Consider the following 18,733-nt stretch of genomic DNA (forward strand, 5'->3'; position numbering starts at 1 on the left):
GATTCGAGTAGTCCAGCACTCGTGGCACGGCGGTCGGTTCTTGGCACGGTGGTGGTGGCAAGAAAAGGAGTTCACGATGAGCGCAATTCATATTCGTGCACCTCGACACCATCATCAGCCCGGTTTGGCAGGGGGTGCGGGGTTGCATGGCATGGTGGTTTTCGGGACCGGTGTCGACTGCTACCTGTCGTATCGGCCGACGTTCCAGGCGCCCTTCAACTTCCAGGTCTTGCTCGCCGTCGAGTTCGATGAGCGGGGCAAGCGTGCGCTCGGTGCGGATCGGCGGATCGGTTACACCGACATCCACACCTTCGATCCCGAGGATTTCCCGGTCGCGGAACTGGATCCGGGGCGCGCGCGCCGTCGGAGGTCCTTCCGCGGCATGCTGATTCGCGGTAGGCGCGAACGTGGCGGCATTGCGATTGCCACCGAGGTACGTGCGACGGTGCGTAGCGTCGTGTACTTCGCCGAGCTCGATCCGGATCGCGTGCGCGGTCGCGGATTGCTCACCCACCTGTGCTTCGGGCGGCCCGATCGGCTGTACCTGGCGCATCACATCAACCGGCGACCCAGTTTCGATCAGATCGTCGCGGCCCGGCTGATCCCCGGAACCGTGACCGACCTGCTCGGTGAGCCATTGGCCGACGCGGTCGCCGGGGCGGGGTTCGCGCAGGCGCAACCGATAATCCTCGGGCAGCGCGAGTTCACCGGTGCGCGGTTGCGTGCGGGGGAACTGGCGGTCGCGGCGTTCCCGGCGACGGCCGGTAGCGGACAGGGATTCCTGGCCGAGATCGCGGTCGAGCGGCAGATCTATCTCGAGGTCGCCGACCTGACGTGACCGCCGAACGTCCAATGTCAATACGCCGCAGGTCGCAGTCGTCGTCTCCCAAGGTCAGGGCGTCGATCAGCCCGGCGGCGGACGCGCAGCCCAGGGCCGGTGGCTAATTTCGATACCATGACCAAATCGGTTCTCCCCGTCACTACTTCGGGTCGACGGATCGCAGAGGTCGACATTCTGCGCGGGTTCGCGCTGTTCGGCATCCTCGTCACCAACGTCATGTTCGCGACCACGTGGTGGTCGTACGGCGGCACGAGTGACGATCCGACACTGCGCTTCGACGGGCCGTTCGACCATCTGATGAGCGCGGTGGTCAACGCCTTGTTCGAAGGCCGGTTCTATCTGCTGTTCGCGTTCCTGTTCGGCTACTCGTTCACGTTGCAGATCGCGGCGGCGCAGCGCGCGGGCGCGTCGGCCAACACGCGGCTGTTGCGGCGTTGCCTAGCGCTGCTGGTGATCGGGCTCGCGCACGTGTTCTTGCTGTGGATCGGTGACATCCTCACCCTCTATGCGTTCCTGTGCCTGATCCTGATCCCGTTGAAGAAACTGAAGCCCCGCACCGCCGTGATCACCGGGGTGGTGCTGTATGTGTTGTGGTGCGGGTGGTCGTTCCTGCCGAGCGAGGGAGGCGAGGGAATCTCCGCGCTGGCCGACCTCTTCGACGTGCCGCGAGTCCACGACGGATACACCGGCACCTTCGGCGACACGTTCGCCAACCAGATGTGGCTGGCACCCTTCGTCATCGCCCTGATCTGGTTCACCCAGGGCGTGACGGCCTTCGGCATGTTCCTGCTGGGGATGGCGGCAGGCAAACGAGAACTGCTCACCGACCGGGAAACGTTGCGGCGCTGGGCGCCTCGGGTACTGGTCGGCGGACTGACGATCGGACTGCCGGTGTCGGCGGTGACCTTCGCCGGAACCATGGAATGGATAACGCCGCCCACGATCTGGGCCGGCGTGCAACAACTCGTCAACCCGCTGATGACCTTCGCCTACATCGCAGGCATCATCTGCCTCACCCAGTCGCCGCGCACCGCGCACCTGATCGGCCGACTGGCCCCGGCCGGGCGAATGGCGGCGTCCAACTACATCGGACAGTCCATCGTGCTCATGGTGATCTACACCGGCTACGGATTCGCGCTGGCCGACAAGATCCCACCGGCCGGCGTCATCGCCATCGCCCTGCTCACCTACGCCGGCCAACTGGCGCTGAGCACCTGGTGGTTGCGCAACCACCGGTACGGACCGGTGGAGTGGGCTCTGCGGGCGGCGACTTACCTGTCGATCCCGGCGTGGAAGCGTCGCCCGGAACAGGTTCCCGCACAGGCGGATTGACCTCGCTCCGGCAATACGGTCACCCCTTCCACGCCGAGTCGGTCACGACCTCTGCATGAGCGTGACAGCTACTCGGTGGCGGCGCGGCGACCAAGGGATTATGAGTCCACGGTGGCGGCCTGCACGACCCGCTGGACGAGCTGATCGCCTTCGTCCGCGACGGCGACACGGTGATCGTGCATTCGATGGATCGGCTCGCCCGTAACCTCGACGGTCTGCGCCACCTCGTCAGAGTGCTGGCTGCGGTGCCCGGATTAACGTACCCACGTCCTCGTCAGGAATTTGCGGGTCGAATACCGGACACACTCCGGGGAGGTCACGAAATGATCCACCTGGTCGGGGTGAGTCGCACGGGGGCGTTCCACGGTGAGGAACAGCTGATGGTGAGCGACATATGTTTTCAAATATTCTGCAGGCGTGCATATCTGCACGGTGACAAGGAACGAGAAAACGATGAGCCTAAGTAGCTTGCTGGCAAGAATCTCATTTGCGGCCCAGGTCTGCTCAAACTAAAAATTACCGCCACACGAGCTGTGGTATCGACCCACTAATGAATATGTTTCCGTCCCGGTGCACGAGCGTCGGTACACCAAGGAGGTGATGGCCATGCGCGCCATCAAGAAGATCACTGCCGTCCTGGCCATCGCAGCCACGGGCCTGCTCGGATTCAGCATCCCAGCCAACGCACAAGGCATCGACGTCGCCGTCAGTGGCAGAGCCGCTGCGACCCCAGCTTTTGCGGCGCTCGACCTTTCGGCCAACATCTGCACTGGCACCGAGGTCGTCACCTACACCCCGGGCATCACCAACACCTCACAATCGGTCACCCGCAATGTCGAGGGCAATCTGGGCACGCCCCTGCACTGCACCGATCCGGCCGCGCCGACCGGAACCTACACCGAACTGACCAATAATGTGGTCACCTCATGCACCGACCTGCTCGCCCTTTCGACCGGAACCCGCGTCTTCCACTGGAGTGGCGGCGGGAGCAGCACATTTCCATTCGTTCGAACCGTGACCCGCGCCAACGGTAACGTCGTAGTCACGCACACCGGAACAATCAGCTCCGGAATGTACGCCAGCCACCCGGCCACGCTGGTAATCACCATCCCCGAAACCCAGCTAGCGGACTGCTCGACGCCGCAAGGAGTCACTCAGCTCACCGGTGTCAGCGCCTTGACCATCGTAATAACGAACTACTGCTGGTAGTGGCAGTTTTGGCGGCGGCCAGGCCGTCGCGGGTGCGTTCGCTCAGCAGGGCGTGTTCGAATTCGGCTATCGCGCCGAGGATTTGGAAGAACATGCGGCCGACGGCGGTCACTGCCGATCAGCTGGACGTGGCCGCGGTGCGTGGGATGCGCTGCGCCCAGGTAGGTATCCACACCTCGGTGTCGGGTGCGTCGGCTCGTTTGGAGTCGAGGTGGTGGCGGAGCTCGACGAGCGCCGGATGCGGATTGTCGTTGCGCCATATGATCGACATCGGGTAGACCGGCGTCGGGTGACGTAGCGGTATGCGGCGCAGGTCGTAGCTGTCCGGCCACAGGTACCGCGAGCCTTCGCCGATCAGGGTCGCCAGGTCCGAGGAGTCGGCGATCTCGTCCAGCAGGGCCTCCTTTGCGAAGACCGGGCCGAGTACGTCGATGGTGAAACCGAAGGTGGTGGCGAGTTCGGCGTAGTAGTCGGTCACCTCGCCACGGGCGGCGAGGCCGGGCATCCAGATTCGGTGTCCGGCCAGTTGCGCGGGTGTGACGGTGCGGGCGTTGGCGAGCGGGTGGTGGGGGCCGACGAGCAACTGGTGCGGCTCGTCGATCACTAGAGCGGTGTTGATCGCCTTCGACAGCTGCTGCTGCGGGGGGACGGCGTGGAAAGTGGCGTCGATCGTTCCGGCTTCGACCGCGGCGATCGCCGCGTCGACGTCGGCATCGAGGGTGACGAGGTCCAGTTCGATGTCAGGGTGCGCGCGGTGAAAGTCCTGCAGGGCCACTGCCGTGACGACGCGCCGGGCCACGACGTCGACCCGCAGCGCGCGCCGGCCAGGGCGAACGGAGGCGTCGGCGCGCTCGGCGACCCGGAGCAGTTCCCGGGCGTGGGGCAGGAATGCGTGGCCGTCGATCGTGAGTTGGACGCCGCGGGCCGTGCGGGCGAACAAGCGCACGTCCAGGTATTTCTCCAGTGTCGCGATGCGCTTGGAGACCGCCTGCTGAGTGATCGACAGTGCTGCTGCAGCGTCCTGGAACTGGCCCTCGTCCGCGGCGGTGACGAACGTGCGCACGGCGTTGAGATCCACGCGGCACACCCTACTGACACAACCTACAGTTGTGGCTTGCCGCCCGGTCGGTTGTTTGATTCCTCTTCCTCGGCCCTGCTTTGATCACCGCGATCAACAGTGGGTTGTTCGAAGCGGGAGGTACAGATCTTGGTGGCCAGACGATTCCTAGGTCGGCGGTTCGGCTGGCTGTGGACGTCCTACGCGGTCAGTGCCTACGGCTCCGGAGTGGGGTTCGGTGCGTTACCTCTGATCGCCGTGCTGGTATTGCACGCCGGGCCCGCGCAGGTGTCCGCGCTGTCCGCGGTGGGACCGGCGGTGGGTGCGCTGATCGCGTTGCCGCTCGGGCCGTGGGTGGAGTTTCGCCGCAAGCGGCCGGTGCTGATCACCATGGACCTGCTCCGGTTCGCAGCCATGATGACGATCCCGATCGCCTACGCCTTCGGCCGACTCAGCTTCGGCCAATTACTGATGGTCTCGGCCGTGGTCGCCGCAGCCAAGATCGCCTTCAACGCCGCGAGCGGCGCCTACTTGAAATCTATTGTCCGGCCGGAGGACCTGCTCGTGGCCAATGCCCGGTTCGAGTCCACGAATTGGAGTTCCATCGCGGTCGGACCCCCGCTGGGCGGTGCGGCGATCGGCCTGTTGAGCCCCGTCATCACCGTAATGGCCGACGCGTTCAGCTATCTGCTCTCCGCACTCGCGATCATCACCATTCGCGACCGCGAAGACCCCCCGCAACGAACCGACAAGCGCCGGGTCAGGGCCGGTGAGTTGCTCGACGGCTGGCGATACATCCTCGCCCATCCCGGCTTGCGGGCGCTCTACCTCAATAACATGGTGGTCTCCGGCCTGATCATGGCCACCGAACCACTGTTGGCCGTACTCCTGCTCAGCGAACTCGGATTCCCGCCCTGGCAGTACGGCCTGGCCTTCGCCGCGCCCTGCCTGGGCGGGCTGATCGGCTCACGCCTCGCCCAGCGTGTCGTCACGCGATACGGCCAAAACCGGATCCTCCGTACCGTCGGCACCCTTCGCGTGGTCTGGCTGATCGGCCTCGCCTTCGTCCAACCCGGCATCACAGGCCTCGTCACGGTGATGGTTGTCGAACTCGCGATCATCATCAGCATGAGCCTGTACACCCCGGTGCTCGCCACCTACCGCCTCGAGCGCACCCCCAAAGACCGTGTGGCCCGCACCCTTTCGGCCTGGTCGATCAGCAGTAGCGCCGCCATCGCCATCCTCAGCGCACTCGGCGGGCTACTCGCGGCCGCCACCAGCCCCCGGACCGCCATCGCAGTCGCAGGACTGCTGATCCTCGCCAGCCCGCTACTGCTACCCCGCCGCCAGGATTCCCCGCCGACACCCGATCTTCCGGTGCCAACCGGCCGTGCACACCCACAGGGCGCTTCGCATGAAGCCAAGTAGAAGGGCCGCCAACACCTTTCAGATACAAGCCACGCGACCAATGGATTATGAGTCCACGACAGTCTCTCTCTGATATCTCATGGGTGTCTCGCACCGACCTGCTGTGGCGTCGGCAGGCCGGCCCAGGCGTACGCGTCGTCGTACAGCGCGGTGAGCTCGGCGGGTCTGTCGGTGCCGTAGCGATCGGCCGGGACGGTGTACCCGCGCTCGGTCATCCACAGGCTCAGCATGCGATAGGACGGCCGAGCTGCGGCAAGGTCGTCCAGGTGCAACGTGGGCGGGGCGCCGGGGAGAGCCGGGGTCATCGTGTCGTGGTCGAAGATCGCCACGGACGCGGCGAACCGCCAGTCGCCGTCCCCTTTTTCGGCGCGATGCAGCATCCGTATGTACGCGGTCAGGTCGACCTCGACGCCGCGAAAAGCGCCGCGCATCTCGATGGTCATCGGCACCTCGGCGATCGCGCGGGCGCCGTTGATGTCGATAACGGGCTGTCCCAGCCGATGGCCGGACGGGGTCTGTTCGAACACGCGCTTGGACAGCTCGATGTACTCGACCGCGGTGCCGTCGAACCAGCTTGTCTGGATCGTCGCCTCGGGTGTGTAACACCGCTCGAGGAGGGACCACCAGCCCCGGTCACGGGCCTGTCGCTCATGGGTGATCAGGGTCAGCACACTCAGCGGGTCGGAGTCGCTGCCGGACATGGACCGCATCACACATTCCTTTGCTCGGACCGACGTCTTGTCGTATCGCCTTGACGCCACGATCGCAGTGTATATGGTTTGGTGTATACCAACATTTATACAGGAGAAGTCATGACGGGATATGTCATCGAGGGCGCCCGGGTGTTCGACGGCGAGCAGTCGCTCGGCGTGCGGACCGTGGAGGTGGAGGGGGCGCGGATCGTCGCGGTCGGCGCGGTCGTGCCCGCCGGGGTCGAGCGAATCGACGGCGGCGGCGCCACCCTGCTGCCCGGCCTGATCGACGCACACACCCACGCCGACGTCGAAATGCTCGGCTACGCCCTGCAATTCGGCATCACCACCGAGCTGGACCTGTTCTCGTTCCCGCAGACAATGGACGCGGTTCGCCGCGCCGCCGCCGAACGCACCGACATCGCGGATGTTCGTTCGTCCTCGGTGGGCATGACCGCACCCGGCGGGCATCCGACCCAGCTCCGCGGCGGCGTGGACGACCCCGAGTTACCGACGGTCTCCCGGCCCGAGGATGCCGCCGGTTTCGTCGACGACCGGATCGCCGAGGGCGCCGACTACATCAAGGTGATGATCGAGAGCGGCGAGACGCTCGGCAAGCAGGTCCCCGTCATCGATGCGGACATCGTCAAGGCGGCGGTGGTGGCCGCGCACGACCGCGACCGCATGGTGCTCGCCCACGCGCTGACCATCGAGGCGACCCGGCAGGCGCTGGCCGCCGGCGCCGACGGGTTCACCCACCTGTTCATCGATGGTCCGTGCACGCCCGATCTGATCGAGGCCTTCACCGCGGCGGGGGCGTTCATGATCCCGACGCTGAATCTGCTGGCCTCCATCACCAACCAGCGCCTGGGTGCGGTCCTGGCGCGCGACAGCCGGGTCGCCGGTCGCTTGCCGCAGGCATGGACGGACAATCTCGGCGCCCAATTCGACACGCTCCCGGCCGGCAACTTCGATGCCGCCCTGGCCGCGGTGAAGGCGTTGCATGCCGCCGGTGTGCCGATCCTCGCCGGCTCCGACGCCAATCACCACTTCGGCGCGCGCGGCATGGCGCACGGCGTGAGCCTGCACGGCGAACTACAGCTTCTCGTCCGGGCCGGCCTCACCCCGATCGAGGCGCTACGCGCCGCCACCAGCGTGCCCGCGGCGACATTCGGCCTCGACGACCGCGGGCGGATCACCCCGGGCGCACGCGCCGATCTGCTACTGGTCGACGGCGACCCCACCAGCACGATCGCCGACACCCTGTCGATCAGGGAGGTGTGGCGGAGCGGATCCAGGACAGCCCGCTGAGACCCTTGCCCGGCCCCCTCTCGGCATCAGACCTGGTCGACGCGGGGAGGGCGGCCTCCGCGATCGACTGCAACGAGGCCTGCAGCGTCCGAAGGGACTCATCGGTGAGTCCTGCGAGCAGACGACCCATCACCTCCTCCGCGATGGTGTTGCAGCGGCGCAGGAGTTCGTCGCCCTCCGGCGTGATCCGATGCAGAATCGCCTTACCGACACCGGGCCTGCGCTCGATCAACCCTCGCTGTTCGAGGCGGCCGACCACCGCGCCCGCCGACTGATCCGACTGCCCGATGAACAGGGCCAGCGCGTGAGTCGAGGAATCAGGCTCGGCTGCAACGGCATACAGCATGCCCCACTGCGGCAACGTCACCCCCACCCGAGCGAGCGCGGCCTCGCAGGCCAGCTGCTTGCGCAGCTGTGCCCGCCGCAACAGCATCGCGATCTCGACACCATCGGGCACGTTCCGATCGGCTATCATCCCCACAGTATATAACAACACGTATATAGCCGCGGACGGCCGCCTTACATCCGTAAGCAGCTATCTTTTTATGAGCTCCTGCGGTAACGCCTCAACATCTGCCCCGGCCTCGCACGGGGGCGCCAGCAGCCTGCGACCGTGGAGCCCCTCAAGGGGGCGCGGTTGTGGGTGCCGTTGCGAGACAACGTAATTCGCGCGCGGCAGTTTTGAAACATGATCATCCATCTGGCTTCCGGACCGTGACCGGCCGCGCGTGTAACGCGGCGCTTCGTACCGGTCCGAGGTCGGCGTGTATCAGGACCGATAGATTCGGACCGATAGATTCAGATGGAACCGTAGGCGACCCGGGCGCGTCCAACATTGCAAGATCGCACCCGAACCCCGAGGAGCATCCCGTGACCGACAACGCCGCCATCGCGGCATCCACCACCTTCAACCTGGTTCCAGAGCACGTCAGCGAGGCGGGACGTTACGTGCAAGCCACCGCGCAGAGCCTCATCAGCGGTTTGCGTTCGGCATCGGCCGACGTCAACGCGCTCGAGACGACCTGGCGCGGCACCGCGGCGACGGCATACGCCACTGCGTGGGACGAGGTCCATCGCGGTGCCCTGGATGTTTTCGAGGCTCTGGCGGATATGGCCGACTTGTTGGGCGTAGTGGTCGATCGCACCGCCGCCACCGACACCAGCAACGCCGCTGCGGTCAACTCCCTCGATTTGCCCTGACCTTGCCGGTTCCATACTCGTTTCGAGTCGAGACACGTTGGGGGACAACGCATCATGACTGACCAATATCGAGTCGATCTCGCGCACCTGGACGCTGTCACCGCCAAGGTAGCCGCGCTCAATGCGTTCGTGGCCGACGCCTTGACCGAGTTGGACACACGGATCGCCACGATGCAATCCAGCTGGACCGGCGCCGCCGCCGACGCCCACGCCACTGCACACGCCGAATGGGTCGCCGCCGCCGAATTAATGACCGACGGACTCGAGAAGATGCGCGCCGCCGCCGCAGCTGCGCACGCGTCTTATGAGAACGGAACCGCCGCCAACCTCGCGATGCTGGGCCGCAGCGGTCAGGACACACAGTGACCGGCACCGTCCTAGACGTCGACACCACCGTCTACTACGACACCGCGACCAAACTGGCTGCGGGCGCTGCGGCCTGGTGGGCCGACGTCGACGCACGCTGGCCTGAGCTGGAAAAAGCCAACCACATGGCCGGCAGCTACTCCGACGCCCTGGACTGGGCCAAGTCCTACGACCAGCGTGCCACCGACATTCTGAAGATGGTCGAGAAGGTGGCGACGGCCGCGCACACCTACGCCATCGTGCTCAACGAGATGGGTTACCAACGTGCCCTCGACGAGCACGGCGCGACCATCGACGCCGGACCCGCGCCGGTCAAACCACCGACCCCCATGTACCCGGTACTCGTGTGCCGGGTGCCGCTGCCGAGCGCGGGCGGCCCCGGACAGGGCTTGGTAGATGAGGGACTCGGCCTGGTCGAGAAGATCGGTCTCACGGTCCCGGACGGCAACGCCACCACCATCTCCAACGCCGCACTGACCTGGGACGGTGCCCGTAATTCCCAAGGCGCGGCAGGTTTTCCGGCCATCCTCGAAACCGGCGCCATCGCATTCCAAGACGTGATCGCTCCCGAGGCTGCGTTCATCGATGAAGATCTACGCGCCCTGAAAGCGTCGGCAGAAGCCACGCTGACCGCCATGGCCGATCTGGCGCAATCCTGCCGCGACCACCGCATCGCCCTCGACGAACTACGCGACCTGCTCAAACAGCAACTGGAAATGGTTCGCGACGCACTCATCCAAGAACTGGCGATCACCGCCGCAATCTCGGTCGCGTCCTCGTTCATCACCTTCGGTGCAGGTGCCGCAATCGGTCTGGCCGGTGCCGCCGCCATCTGCGCCCGCTACGCACGCCCCATGCGCGTCATCATCGAATCATGGCGCACCAACCGCAAAATCAGCGCAGGAGTGAAGCTCGACCAAGACCTCATCCGAGCCAAACGTGAATGTGAACGCCTCGAAGACCTCGCTCCGAATGGGCGACTCAGACCCAAACGCGACCCCACACCAGCAGAGCTGCTCGATGACACCGACCGGGCCGCACTCTGGGACTACACCGGCCCCGACGCCGAAACACTCAACTACATGCTCCGGCACGAACCTGGCAACATCAGCAGAGCACAACAACTGAGGATAGACGAAATCACCAAAGCACTCGACAAACTCCCCGACTATCAAGGCCCAGTCACGCGCCGCGTGAACCTCAGCGCCGACGACATAGCAAAATACAAGGAAGGCGGATTGTGGACCGAGCCCAGCTTTACCTCCAGCTCACGAACTCCGGAAGCAGCATTCGATCGACAGGTCGAATTTCAGATCGAATCTGCACACGGTAAGTCAGTCGAGCAATTCGCGCGAAAACCCGAAGAGCAAGAGGTGATATTCAGGCCGGATTCAAAATTTGATGTCATTAAGAATGCCCCCGACCCTGACCATCCCGGGCGGACCATTATCGTCATGCGCGAGCGACCATAGAAAAGGATTACGCAATGGCTGAATATTACAAAGGGCGACGTATCTCGACTCCCGAAGAAGAGGGTTTGCAACCGCTGACCGACGAGGAAAAGGCCGCGACGCTTGCAATGATGGCCGAATGGAATGCGCGCAGGAACGCGGTTCCCGAGGACCAGCGCATCCACCTGTCGGGCCGTTTCGGTGACGATTGGCACGACGACGAGGTACCGCGGAACCCGGACGGCACCCGCAAGGACCCAGCCACCGACCCCGAGCAGGAGCCGAGATAGCGCCGTGCATCTGCAGCTGGGGTGGAAGAGGTCTGGATCTTCAGGGGCATTCTGCGGACTGCACTGAGGGATAGGGCCGCTAGCGTACTCGGGCGGCGAGGAGTAGGTCGAGTAGTTGGGTGGCGAATTCGGTGGGGGCTTCGGTGAAACCGCTGTGGCCGCCGGGGAATTCGGTGAGGGGGATGTCGAGGTGGGTGGCGAGGGTGGCGGCTGGGCGATGGGGGAGGTGGCCGCGGGTTTCTCGGCCTGCGGCGAGGATCAGGCGGTCGGTCAAGGAGGCGAGAGTGGGTTCGTTGGGGAGGTAGGAGGTGATGGGGCGTAGTTCGTGGGCCATCATGAGGGCGGCGTTGGCGTGCAGGCGGTGGATCATTTCGGCTGTGCGGGGCGGTAATTCGGTGGGGTCGGGCATGGGTTTCATGGTGCCGCCGATGCCTTCGAGGAAGCGGGCGCCTGCGGCTGATACGCCCTCGGTGCGGAAGAGGGTGTAGACCTCGTCGATGAAGGCTTTTTGTTCGGCGGCGTCGGGGAGCACGGCGAAACAAGGGGGTTCGTGGGCGATGACCAGGCGGAGGCGTTCGGGGTGGTGGGTGAGAAGGTCGAGGGCTACTACCGCGCCGCCGCTTCCACCGAAGATGTAGGCGTCTTCGCCTGTGGGGGTGAGGGTTTCGAGGAGCCGATGAGCGTCGTCGCGTTGAACCGCTACCTGCTGGTCGACCGGTTCGGTGGAGTCGAGGGTGCTGCGGGAGTAGCCGCGTGGGTCGAGGGTGACGACGGTGAAGTGGTCGGCCAGGGGGTCGACGATCGGGTCGAAGACGGCTGCGTCGCCGCCGCTGCCGGGTAGGAGCAGTAGCACGGGGCCGGTGCCGCGGACCTCGTAGTAGAGGGTGGCGCCGGGGACCTTCAGGGTGTCGGATCTCATCGGTGTTCCTTGGTGTTGCTGGACGGCCAGTGTTCGAGGGTGACGTGCAGTGCGTCGATGATGCGTTCCCAGGAGGCGGCGGTGTCGCGGGAGTGGGCGAAGCCGCCGGTTGCTTCCAGGGCGGCGTAGCCGTGAAAGGTGCTGCGCAGCAACCGGACTGCGTCGGTCAGGTCGGGTTCGGTCAGGCCGTAGGCGCGCAGCATGCGGTAGGTGAGTTCGATGCCGCGTAATGCGCCGGGGTCGGGCTCGATCACGCCGGGCGGCACTGAGGATTGGGTCGCGGTGTAGCGGCCCGGGTACTGCAGCGCGTACTCGCGCCAGGTGTTGGCGAACGCGGCGAGTGCGTCGCGGCCCGCTCGCCCGGCGACGGCGCTCGCGAGCAGGTCGGTCTTCTCGACCGCAGCGAGCATGGCGACTCGCGCCCGGAGTTCCTGGAGGTTCTTGACGTGTGAGTAGAGACTGGCGTCTTTGACGCCGAACTTCTTGGCCAACGCCGACATCGTGACGTTGTCGAAGCCGATCTCGTCGGCGAGATCGGCGGCAGCGCGGGTGATCCGCTCGGCGGTCAACCCGGCTCGTGCCATCATGCACACCTCCGTCAAACTAGGGTACCTAGTTTATATCCTAGGAGCATTAGGTTTGGCAAGGTGGCGGAGTCTGCTCAGGCGAGGCGGCGCAGCGCTTCGTCCGCTGCACTGCCTGGCTCGGGGAAGTACACGTACAGGACGTGGCCCTCCGGACCGGTGAGCGCAAAGGTCTCGAACTCGAGGCGGAGGATCCCGACGCCGTCGACGCGCAGTTGTTTCGCGCCCATCGTGCGCGCGTACACGTCGTGCGAATCCCACAGCGCCCGAAACGTTTCGCTGCGCTCGCGCAGATCCGACACGAAACCGTCGAGTTCGCCGCGGCGTGCAACGGCGGTGGCGCGCAGACCGGCGACTGCCTGCAGCGCGATCTCGTCCCACTCGGGATACACCGTGTGCGCACGCGGATCGAGGAAGGTGAACTCGATCAGGTTGTGCCCCGGGCTCCAGGCGGGATTGACCCGGACGGCTAGTGCGGTGCCGGCCAGCACGTCACGGCTGGGGCCGACGATGAACGCGGGCAGATCGGCCCACCGCTTCAGTAGCTGCAGCACCCCGGGCCGCACTGTGCGGGCAGGCGCCACGTCGTTTTCCGCCGGGTCCAGCGACGGTATCGCCAAGGACCACAGGTAGGACCGCTCGGTGTCGTCCAGGCGCAGCGCTCGGGCCAGCGCTTGCAGGATCTCGCGCGAGGGATTCCGGTCGCGGCCTTGCTCGAGCCGAATGTAGTACGAGGGGCTGAGTCCGGCGAGCAGCGCAAGCTCCTCCCGGCGCAGCCCCTTCACCCGCCGTCGCGTGTGGTCGACGACCCCGGCGGAGGCGGCGTCGATCTTCTCCCTCCGGCTGCGCAGGAAGGAGCCGAGCTCATTGTCGTCACGTGCCATCCGGGTGAACGTTACCTGCCGCGCCGCACACGAAACTGCCCCTGTGAGAGCCACCCTCGAGCGGGTGTGGCACCTTCTCCGGCTCGTCACTTTCATGGAGGCATGCCGAACGACACGAACACAGCGAAGGTCTGGCTGATCACCGGATGCTCCAAAGGACTGGGCCGCGCCCTGGCCACACACGCCCTCGAACGCGGTGACCGGGTAGCTGTCACCGCCCGAAACCGCACTGCCGTAACCGATCTCGCCGCCTGGTACGGCGATCGCGCGCTCGCTCTGCAGCTCGATGTCACTGATCCAGTGTCGGTGACCACCGCGATCCGGGACTGCGAGCAAGCATTCGGACGCATCGACGTCCTGGTCAACAACGCCGGATACGGCTACCTCGCCGCCATCGAAGAAGGTGAAGACGCCGCGGTCCGCGCACTGTATGACACCAACGTGCACGGCGTGGTGACGGTCCTCAAGGCCGCGCTGCCCGGCATGCGAGCCCGCCGCTCGGGACGCATCGTCAACATCTCCTCCTTCGGCGGCCTGGCCGCCTTCCCCGCGACCGGCCACTACCACGCGACGAAGTTCGCACTGGAGGGCTTGTCGGAGTCCTTGGCCGCGGAACTCGCACCGCTGGGCATCGCGGTGACGATCGCTGAGCCAGGCGGTCTGCGCACCCAGTGGGCGGGAGAATCCATGCAGCAGTCTGCGATTCGCCTGGATGACTACGAGCAGACCGCAGGCAAACGCCGCGAGTCCACGCTGGCCGTCTCCGGTCACCAGCCCGGCGACCCGGCTCGCGCCGCCGCGGCCGTAGCCGCAGCGGTGGATACCGAAGAGCCACCGCGACGGCTGCTGCTCGGCTCCGATGCGCTCGCCGGCACGCGCGCCCGCCTCGAGCGGATGCGCGACGAGATCGATGCGAACGAGGCACTGACCGTGAGCGTGGATCTGGGGGAGCAGTGAGGGGCGCGTTCGCCGTGGTCGGCGCCGGACCGGGTCTGGGTGCCGCGGCCGCCCGAAGGTTCGGCCGCGAAGGGTATCCGGTCGGGCTGATCGCACGCGGCGCCGAAAGGTTGGGCGAGATCGCGGCAGGCTTGATTTCTGAAAGCGTCACGACGGCAACCGAATCCGCGGATGTCACCGATGCGAAGTCGCTCACCGTGGCACTCGACGCCCTGCGCGAGCGGCTCGGCCCGATCGAAGTAGTGCTGTTCAGTCCACGGCCGAACCTCGAGTGGATCAAGCCCGTCCTCGATACCGCACCGTCGGACATCGAGAGCGCGCTGGCACTGAACGTCGTTGCCGCGGCGACGGTTGCCCGCGCGGTGGTGCCGGACATGCGCCACCAGGGTTACGGCACTTTGCTGTTCACCACCGGCGGCGCTGCCGTCGAACCACACCGCGACCGCGCGGTATCGGGAATCGCCTACGCGGCCGAGTCGGCCTACACACGCATGCTGCACGACACCCTCGCCGCCGACGGCGTGCACGCCGCGCAGGTCACGATCGTCGGCCCGATCGGCCCCGGCGCCCGGCACGAACCGGACGAGGTGGCCGAGGAACTCTGGCGGCTGCACACCACCCGCGACCAGCCGCTGCTCGTCCTGCGGTGACACTGCTCGCTGAGTGAGGTGCGATCGGTTGGCCCAGGACGCCACCCGCCTCGGCCAGCCGATACACTTCCGCGTCAGGAGGTCTTGCGCCGCACACCAAGTCGTGTGCTCTGTGCACGAGATGAACTCGCCGGCAACGCCGCCGAGCGGATGGATCAGGCAGACATTTGTGATCAGCTGTCGCGGCTGATGGAACGGCGCGGCCTCCGTGGGCCGACGGATGGCAAGTCCCGTTGGCAGCTCGCCCGAGCGCCTGCAGGATCGTGGCGCGCAACGGGACTGCTTTGTCGTCCAATCCAATTCGGAAGCTGACCAACGCGGCCATGAGCGGCTGCGCTAGCCGAACGACGAAGCCTTGTGCCATTGCGATGCCACAATCCCTGCATGACGCACAATCAAGAACCGGGCGACTACACCCCCGAACCCGATGGTGTCAGCCCCCACTACCTGCGTGTGTTCCCCGATGGCAGCGAAGAGCAAATGCAGTGCGAGCCAGGATTGGCGGCCTGGCAGATACGTCCGGGGGAAGTCATCTGCGCGCCGCCCAGGGGCGTACTTCGGCCAATGCGACCGATCGCATTGACCGAAGTACGCCGCGACGGACCGGACGGAGATTCGGCCGACGCCCGCGAACCTCGCCACCCCGTGCCACCGAGCCCGCACCTGCGTGGGGCCCAGAACATCCCGCCCGACTCCGATCCGATCAGCCTCCCCGGTACCGACGGCTAGCCGGGAGAGCGGGCGCCATCGAGTCCGATCCGGACACCGACCGTTAGCCCGAAGTGTGGACACCATCGAGCGATCGGGGCCCGCGGGGATCTGTCGGTGACAATGCGGACCGGCGAGATCGGGCCGGCATCCCGGCTCGTGGCCAGGCCAGGCATTCGACGGTGTGGTTCGTGCCGGTGCGCTTGTGCGCGAGCAGCCACGGCAGCGCCTTCCCGCGAAGACCACGTGGCCCGCGCCGTCGCTGCCCGCTCAGTGGACAGCGCCCCCGAACCATTTAGGCAGCTCACCGAGCAGCCCCTGCTGATCTTCACCGACCCACGCCACGTAACCGTCCGGCCGCAACAAGACTGCGGGCGCATCGAGTTCCTCACTGACATCGACGACGTGGTCGACCCGATCCGTCCAGCCCGCCACCGAAAGCCGCCCGGTCTGATCGAGCAGTAGTCCGCGCCCTTCATGCATCAACTCGAACAGCCGCCCCCGCTTCAACCCGACATCCCGCAGCCGCCGACCGAGCAGTTCATGGCCCTCGCCGAAGTCGTAGCGGACCCCGACTCCGATGATCATCTCGGTCAAGTACTTACTCACGACGTCGAAGTCCATCAGCTTCGCCACGAGCCTGCGCGCTGCCTGTGGTCCCGGCTCGAGTGCCGTCAACTCCATCTGCGCGCGCGTGTTGTCCAGCACGTCGGCGGCCACCGGGTGTCGCTCGGCCTGGTAGCTGTCCAACAGGCCTTCCGGTGCCCAGCCGTCGATCGCAGCGGCCAGTTTCCAGCCGAGGTTGAACGAGTCCTGGATACCGAGGTTGAGCCCCTGCCCACCCATCGGCGGATGGATGTGCGCCGCGTCGCCTGCCAACAGCACCCGGCCGACCCGATACCGCTCGGCCTGCCGGGTGGCGTCGCCGAAACGGGATAGCCAGCGCGGCGAGTGCACGCCGAAGTCGGTGCCCGCTGTCGCCAGCATCTGCTCCTTCAGCTCATCCAAAGTCGGTGGGACAGTACGGTTTTCGGCCACCACCGCGGCAGGCGCAACGACCCGGAACACCCCGCCGCCGAGCGGCATCGCACCGAAGCGCAGCTGAGTCTTGCGGACCTCCGCGTTCACGGCGTTGATCGTCTCCAGCGACGCGGTCAGCTCGACCTCGCCGAGCAGCGTATCGACCCTGGTCGGCTCGCCGGGGAAATCGACACCGAGCAGCTTGCGCACCGTACTGCGCCCACCGTCACAGCCGACGAGGTAGCGCGAGCGCAGCTGCGTGCCGTCGGCCAGTTCGGCGGTCACCCCGTGCCCGTCCTGGCTCAGTCCGACCAGTTCGCAGCCGCGCCGGATCTCGACGCCGAGTTCGACGGCGCGCTCGGCCAGCAGGCGATCGGTGGTGGGCTGCGGGATGCTGAGAACGTACGGATGCGAGGTGTCCAGCGGCTCGGGGATCGGCTTGCGGATGCCCGCGAAGAAACCATTGAGCGGGTGCTGCGTGCCGAGCGCGAGGAACCGGTCCAGCAGGCCACGCTGATCCATGATCTCGATGGTGCGCGCGTGCATGCCGAGCGCACGAACAATCCTGGTCGGCTCGGCATCCTTCTCCAGCACGAGAGCCTGCACGCCGCGCAGTCGCAACTCGCCCGCCAGCATCAACCCGGTCGGTCCGCCGCCGACAATGGTCACGTCAATCAAGAAAGCTCTCCAGTCTATTTCCGCAGGTACTGGGTTCGGCGGACCATTGTGCGGCACGACCGGGGTCTTGCGGCAAGGCCCCCGGTGCGATATATGTTGAAGGGGACAAGGAGTGAGTTCACCTCCTTGTCCTTGTTTATTTCTCGGCCCCGTCGGCTGCGCCCAACGCGTATCCGAAGCAATTCCACTGTCGGCCGATGAGTTTCAGACGCAAGCGCCGTCGACAGTCATGAGCACCCAGCACCATCCTCAAAGGAGTACTCATGACCCAGACCTCGTCCGTCACCTCACACACCCTCGACGTCCCCGGCGCCCACCTGTACTACGAGCTCCGCGGCAGCGGCCCGCTGATCGCGATGGTCGGCGCCCCGATGAACGCCGCAGCCTTCGCACCGGCGGCCGATCTGCTCGCCACCGACCACACCGTGCTCACCATGGATCCGCGGGGGCACCAGAGCAGTGTGCTCGACGACCCCGAACAGGACTCGACGCCGGAACTGCGCGCCGATGACCTGGCCCGGATCCTGACCCACCTCGACGCGGGCCCGGCGGTGGTTCTCGGTTCCAGCGGCGGCGCGGTCACGACCCTGGCCCTGGTCCAGGCCCACCCGGAACTCGTCAGCACCGCGATCGCCCACGAGCCCCCGCTGAACGTCCTGCTCGACAACCGCGACGAATTGCGCATGCAGACAGCCGATCTCGTCGCCACCTACGCCAGCGGCGACACACTAGGCGCCTGGCGGAAGTTCATGGCCAACGCCAACATCGAGATGCCCGAACCGGTGTTGCAGCAGATGTTCGGCGGCGACCGCAATCCGGCGGACGTGGCCAGCGAACGCTTCTGGTACCTGCACGAGATCGAGGGAACCAGTTGGTGGCAGCCGGATCTCGCGGCACTGCGCGCGACACCGGTCCGTGTGGTGGCCGGCATCGGCGCCGCTTCGACGAACCAGTTCTGCGACCATACGACGCGCGCGCTGGCCGCCGAACTCGGCATCGAACCCACCCTGTTCCCAGGCGGTCACACCGGATTCGTCGAGGACCCAGCCGCTTTCGTCACCCGGCTGCGCGCAGTGCTCAGCTGATCCGTCGGCACGCGGTCATGCCCACGCCGCGCAAAGGTGACGTCCTGGACGGCGGCGCTGCCCTCGCCCAC

Annotated in this window: 21 protein-coding genes and 1 pseudogene; 14 read left to right on the forward strand and 8 right to left on the reverse strand. The window is 66.1% G+C overall.

The window, feature by feature from the left end:
* The first annotated feature begins 76 nt into the window (after positions 1-76).
* The 4 genes and pseudogenes from ABZ942_RS32360 (at position 77) to ABZ942_RS32375 (ending at position 3,382) form a co-directional block, all read left to right on the forward strand.
* A complete protein-coding gene (locus ABZ942_RS32360) occupies positions 77-838 on the forward strand; it encodes a hypothetical protein (RefSeq protein ID WP_357388690.1) in 762 nt (253 codons plus the stop codon).
* 117 nt (positions 839-955) lie between these two features.
* The gene (locus ABZ942_RS32365) at positions 956-2,173 is read left to right on the forward strand and encodes a DUF418 domain-containing protein (RefSeq protein WP_357388692.1); all 1,218 of its coding nucleotides are present in this window, start codon (positions 956-958) and stop codon (positions 2,171-2,173) included.
* A gap of 131 nt (positions 2,174-2,304) precedes the next feature.
* Positions 2,305-2,406: pseudogene (locus ABZ942_RS32370) on the forward strand (recombinase family protein); the annotation flags it as partial.
* Between the two features lie 337 nt (positions 2,407-2,743).
* Positions 2,744-3,382 (forward strand): hypothetical protein, encoded by a 639-nt coding sequence (locus tag ABZ942_RS32375; RefSeq protein ID WP_357388694.1) that lies wholly within the window; start codon positions 2,744-2,746, stop codon positions 3,380-3,382.
* Here the strand turns inward: ABZ942_RS32375 and ABZ942_RS32380 are convergent.
* The gene (locus ABZ942_RS32380; RefSeq protein WP_357388696.1) at positions 3,342-3,494 is read right to left on the reverse strand and encodes a recombinase family protein; all 153 of its coding nucleotides are present in this window, start codon (positions 3,492-3,494) and stop codon (positions 3,342-3,344) included. The genes ABZ942_RS32375 and ABZ942_RS32380 overlap by 41 nt on opposite strands.
* Positions 3,495-3,500: 6 nt before the next feature.
* Complete coding sequence (locus ABZ942_RS32385) at positions 3,501-4,460, reverse strand: LysR family transcriptional regulator (protein WP_357388698.1); 960 nt, start codon at positions 4,458-4,460, stop codon at positions 3,501-3,503.
* Between the two features lie 132 nt (positions 4,461-4,592).
* Here ABZ942_RS32385 and ABZ942_RS32390 point away from each other — a divergent pair, with 132 nt between their 5' ends.
* Positions 4,593-5,867: an MFS transporter gene (locus tag ABZ942_RS32390; protein ID WP_357388700.1), complete on the forward strand. Its 1,275-nt coding sequence runs from the start codon at positions 4,593-4,595 to the stop codon at positions 5,865-5,867.
* A 77-nt stretch (positions 5,868-5,944) separates the two neighbouring features.
* Here ABZ942_RS32390 and ABZ942_RS32395 read toward each other — a convergent pair whose 3' ends face one another.
* Entirely contained in the window at positions 5,945-6,577 is a 633-nt protein-coding gene (locus ABZ942_RS32395) for a nuclear transport factor 2 family protein (RefSeq protein ID WP_357388702.1), read from the reverse strand.
* A gap of 102 nt (positions 6,578-6,679) precedes the next feature.
* On the opposite strand from ABZ942_RS32395, the gene ABZ942_RS32400 reads away from it, so the two are divergent.
* The gene (locus ABZ942_RS32400) at positions 6,680-7,870 is read left to right on the forward strand and encodes an amidohydrolase family protein (RefSeq protein WP_357388704.1); all 1,191 of its coding nucleotides are present in this window, start codon (positions 6,680-6,682) and stop codon (positions 7,868-7,870) included.
* Here ABZ942_RS32400 and ABZ942_RS32405 read toward each other — a convergent pair.
* The gene (locus ABZ942_RS32405) at positions 7,830-8,345 is read right to left on the reverse strand and encodes a MarR family transcriptional regulator (RefSeq protein WP_357388706.1); all 516 of its coding nucleotides are present in this window, start codon (positions 8,343-8,345) and stop codon (positions 7,830-7,832) included. The two genes, ABZ942_RS32400 and ABZ942_RS32405, sit on opposite strands and share 41 nt — an antisense overlap.
* Before the next feature lie 395 nt (positions 8,346-8,740).
* Between ABZ942_RS32405 and ABZ942_RS32410 the strand changes: the two genes are divergently transcribed.
* From ABZ942_RS32410 to ABZ942_RS32425, 4 genes are read left to right on the forward strand one after another with little or no spacing between them, the layout of a single operon-like run.
* Positions 8,741-9,070 carry a WXG100 family type VII secretion target gene (locus ABZ942_RS32410; protein WP_357388708.1) on the forward strand — a complete coding sequence of 110 codons (330 nt, stop codon included), beginning with the start codon at positions 8,741-8,743 and terminating at the stop codon, positions 9,068-9,070.
* Positions 9,071-9,124: 54 nt separating this feature from the next.
* Positions 9,125-9,436: a WXG100 family type VII secretion target gene (locus ABZ942_RS32415; protein ID WP_357388710.1), complete on the forward strand. Its 312-nt coding sequence runs from the start codon at positions 9,125-9,127 to the stop codon at positions 9,434-9,436.
* Positions 9,433-10,908, forward strand: a complete 1,476-nt coding sequence (locus ABZ942_RS32420) for an ADP-ribosyltransferase (RefSeq protein ID WP_357388712.1) — start codon at positions 9,433-9,435, stop codon at positions 10,906-10,908. Before ABZ942_RS32415 ends, ABZ942_RS32420 begins: the two co-directional genes overlap by 4 nt.
* A gap of 14 nt (positions 10,909-10,922) precedes the next feature.
* Positions 10,923-11,177: a hypothetical protein gene (locus ABZ942_RS32425; protein WP_357388714.1), complete on the forward strand. Its 255-nt coding sequence runs from the start codon at positions 10,923-10,925 to the stop codon at positions 11,175-11,177.
* A gap of 79 nt (positions 11,178-11,256) precedes the next feature.
* Here ABZ942_RS32425 and ABZ942_RS32430 read toward each other — a convergent pair whose 3' ends face one another.
* The 3 genes from ABZ942_RS32430 to ABZ942_RS32440 form a co-directional block, all read right to left on the reverse strand.
* A complete protein-coding gene (locus tag ABZ942_RS32430) occupies positions 11,257-12,096 on the reverse strand; it encodes an alpha/beta hydrolase (RefSeq protein WP_357388716.1) in 840 nt (279 codons plus the stop codon).
* Entirely contained in the window at positions 12,093-12,683 is a 591-nt protein-coding gene (locus tag ABZ942_RS32435) for a WHG domain-containing protein (protein ID WP_357388718.1), read from the reverse strand. The genes ABZ942_RS32430 and ABZ942_RS32435 overlap by 4 nt, the downstream gene beginning before the upstream one ends.
* 74 nt (positions 12,684-12,757) lie before the next feature.
* Positions 12,758-13,564 (reverse strand): helix-turn-helix transcriptional regulator, encoded by an 807-nt coding sequence (locus ABZ942_RS32440; protein ID WP_357388720.1) that lies wholly within the window; start codon positions 13,562-13,564, stop codon positions 12,758-12,760.
* Positions 13,565-13,666: 102 nt separating this feature from the next.
* Between ABZ942_RS32440 and ABZ942_RS32445 the strand changes: the two genes are divergently transcribed.
* The 3 genes from ABZ942_RS32445 to ABZ942_RS32455 all read left to right on the forward strand — a co-directional run bounded on the left by ABZ942_RS32445 (position 13,667) and on the right by ABZ942_RS32455 (position 15,900).
* Positions 13,667-14,521: an oxidoreductase gene (locus ABZ942_RS32445; RefSeq protein ID WP_357388722.1), complete on the forward strand. Its 855-nt coding sequence runs from the start codon at positions 13,667-13,669 to the stop codon at positions 14,519-14,521.
* Positions 14,518-15,171, forward strand: coding sequence for an SDR family NAD(P)-dependent oxidoreductase (locus tag ABZ942_RS32450; protein ID WP_357388724.1), 654 nt, complete (start codon positions 14,518-14,520; stop codon positions 15,169-15,171). Before ABZ942_RS32445 ends, ABZ942_RS32450 begins: the two co-directional genes overlap by 4 nt.
* Before the next feature lie 384 nt (positions 15,172-15,555).
* Positions 15,556-15,900: a hypothetical protein gene (locus ABZ942_RS32455; protein ID WP_357388726.1), complete on the forward strand. Its 345-nt coding sequence runs from the start codon at positions 15,556-15,558 to the stop codon at positions 15,898-15,900.
* A 249-nt stretch (positions 15,901-16,149) separates the two neighbouring features.
* On the opposite strand, the gene rox is transcribed toward ABZ942_RS32455, so the two are convergent.
* Positions 16,150-17,577 carry a rifampin monooxygenase gene (gene rox, locus ABZ942_RS32460; RefSeq protein ID WP_357388728.1) on the reverse strand — a complete coding sequence of 476 codons (1,428 nt, stop codon included), beginning with the start codon at positions 17,575-17,577 and terminating at the stop codon, positions 16,150-16,152.
* Positions 17,578-17,840: 263 nt separating this feature from the next.
* Here rox and ABZ942_RS32465 point away from each other — a divergent pair, with 263 nt between their 5' ends.
* Positions 17,841-18,662 (forward strand): alpha/beta hydrolase, encoded by an 822-nt coding sequence (locus ABZ942_RS32465; RefSeq protein WP_357388730.1) that lies wholly within the window; start codon positions 17,841-17,843, stop codon positions 18,660-18,662.
* Positions 18,663-18,733: the final 71 nt, after the last annotated feature.

Source organism: Nocardia sp. NPDC046473 (assembly GCF_040645995.1).
Taxonomy (GTDB): domain Bacteria; phylum Actinomycetota; class Actinomycetes; order Mycobacteriales; family Mycobacteriaceae; genus Nocardia.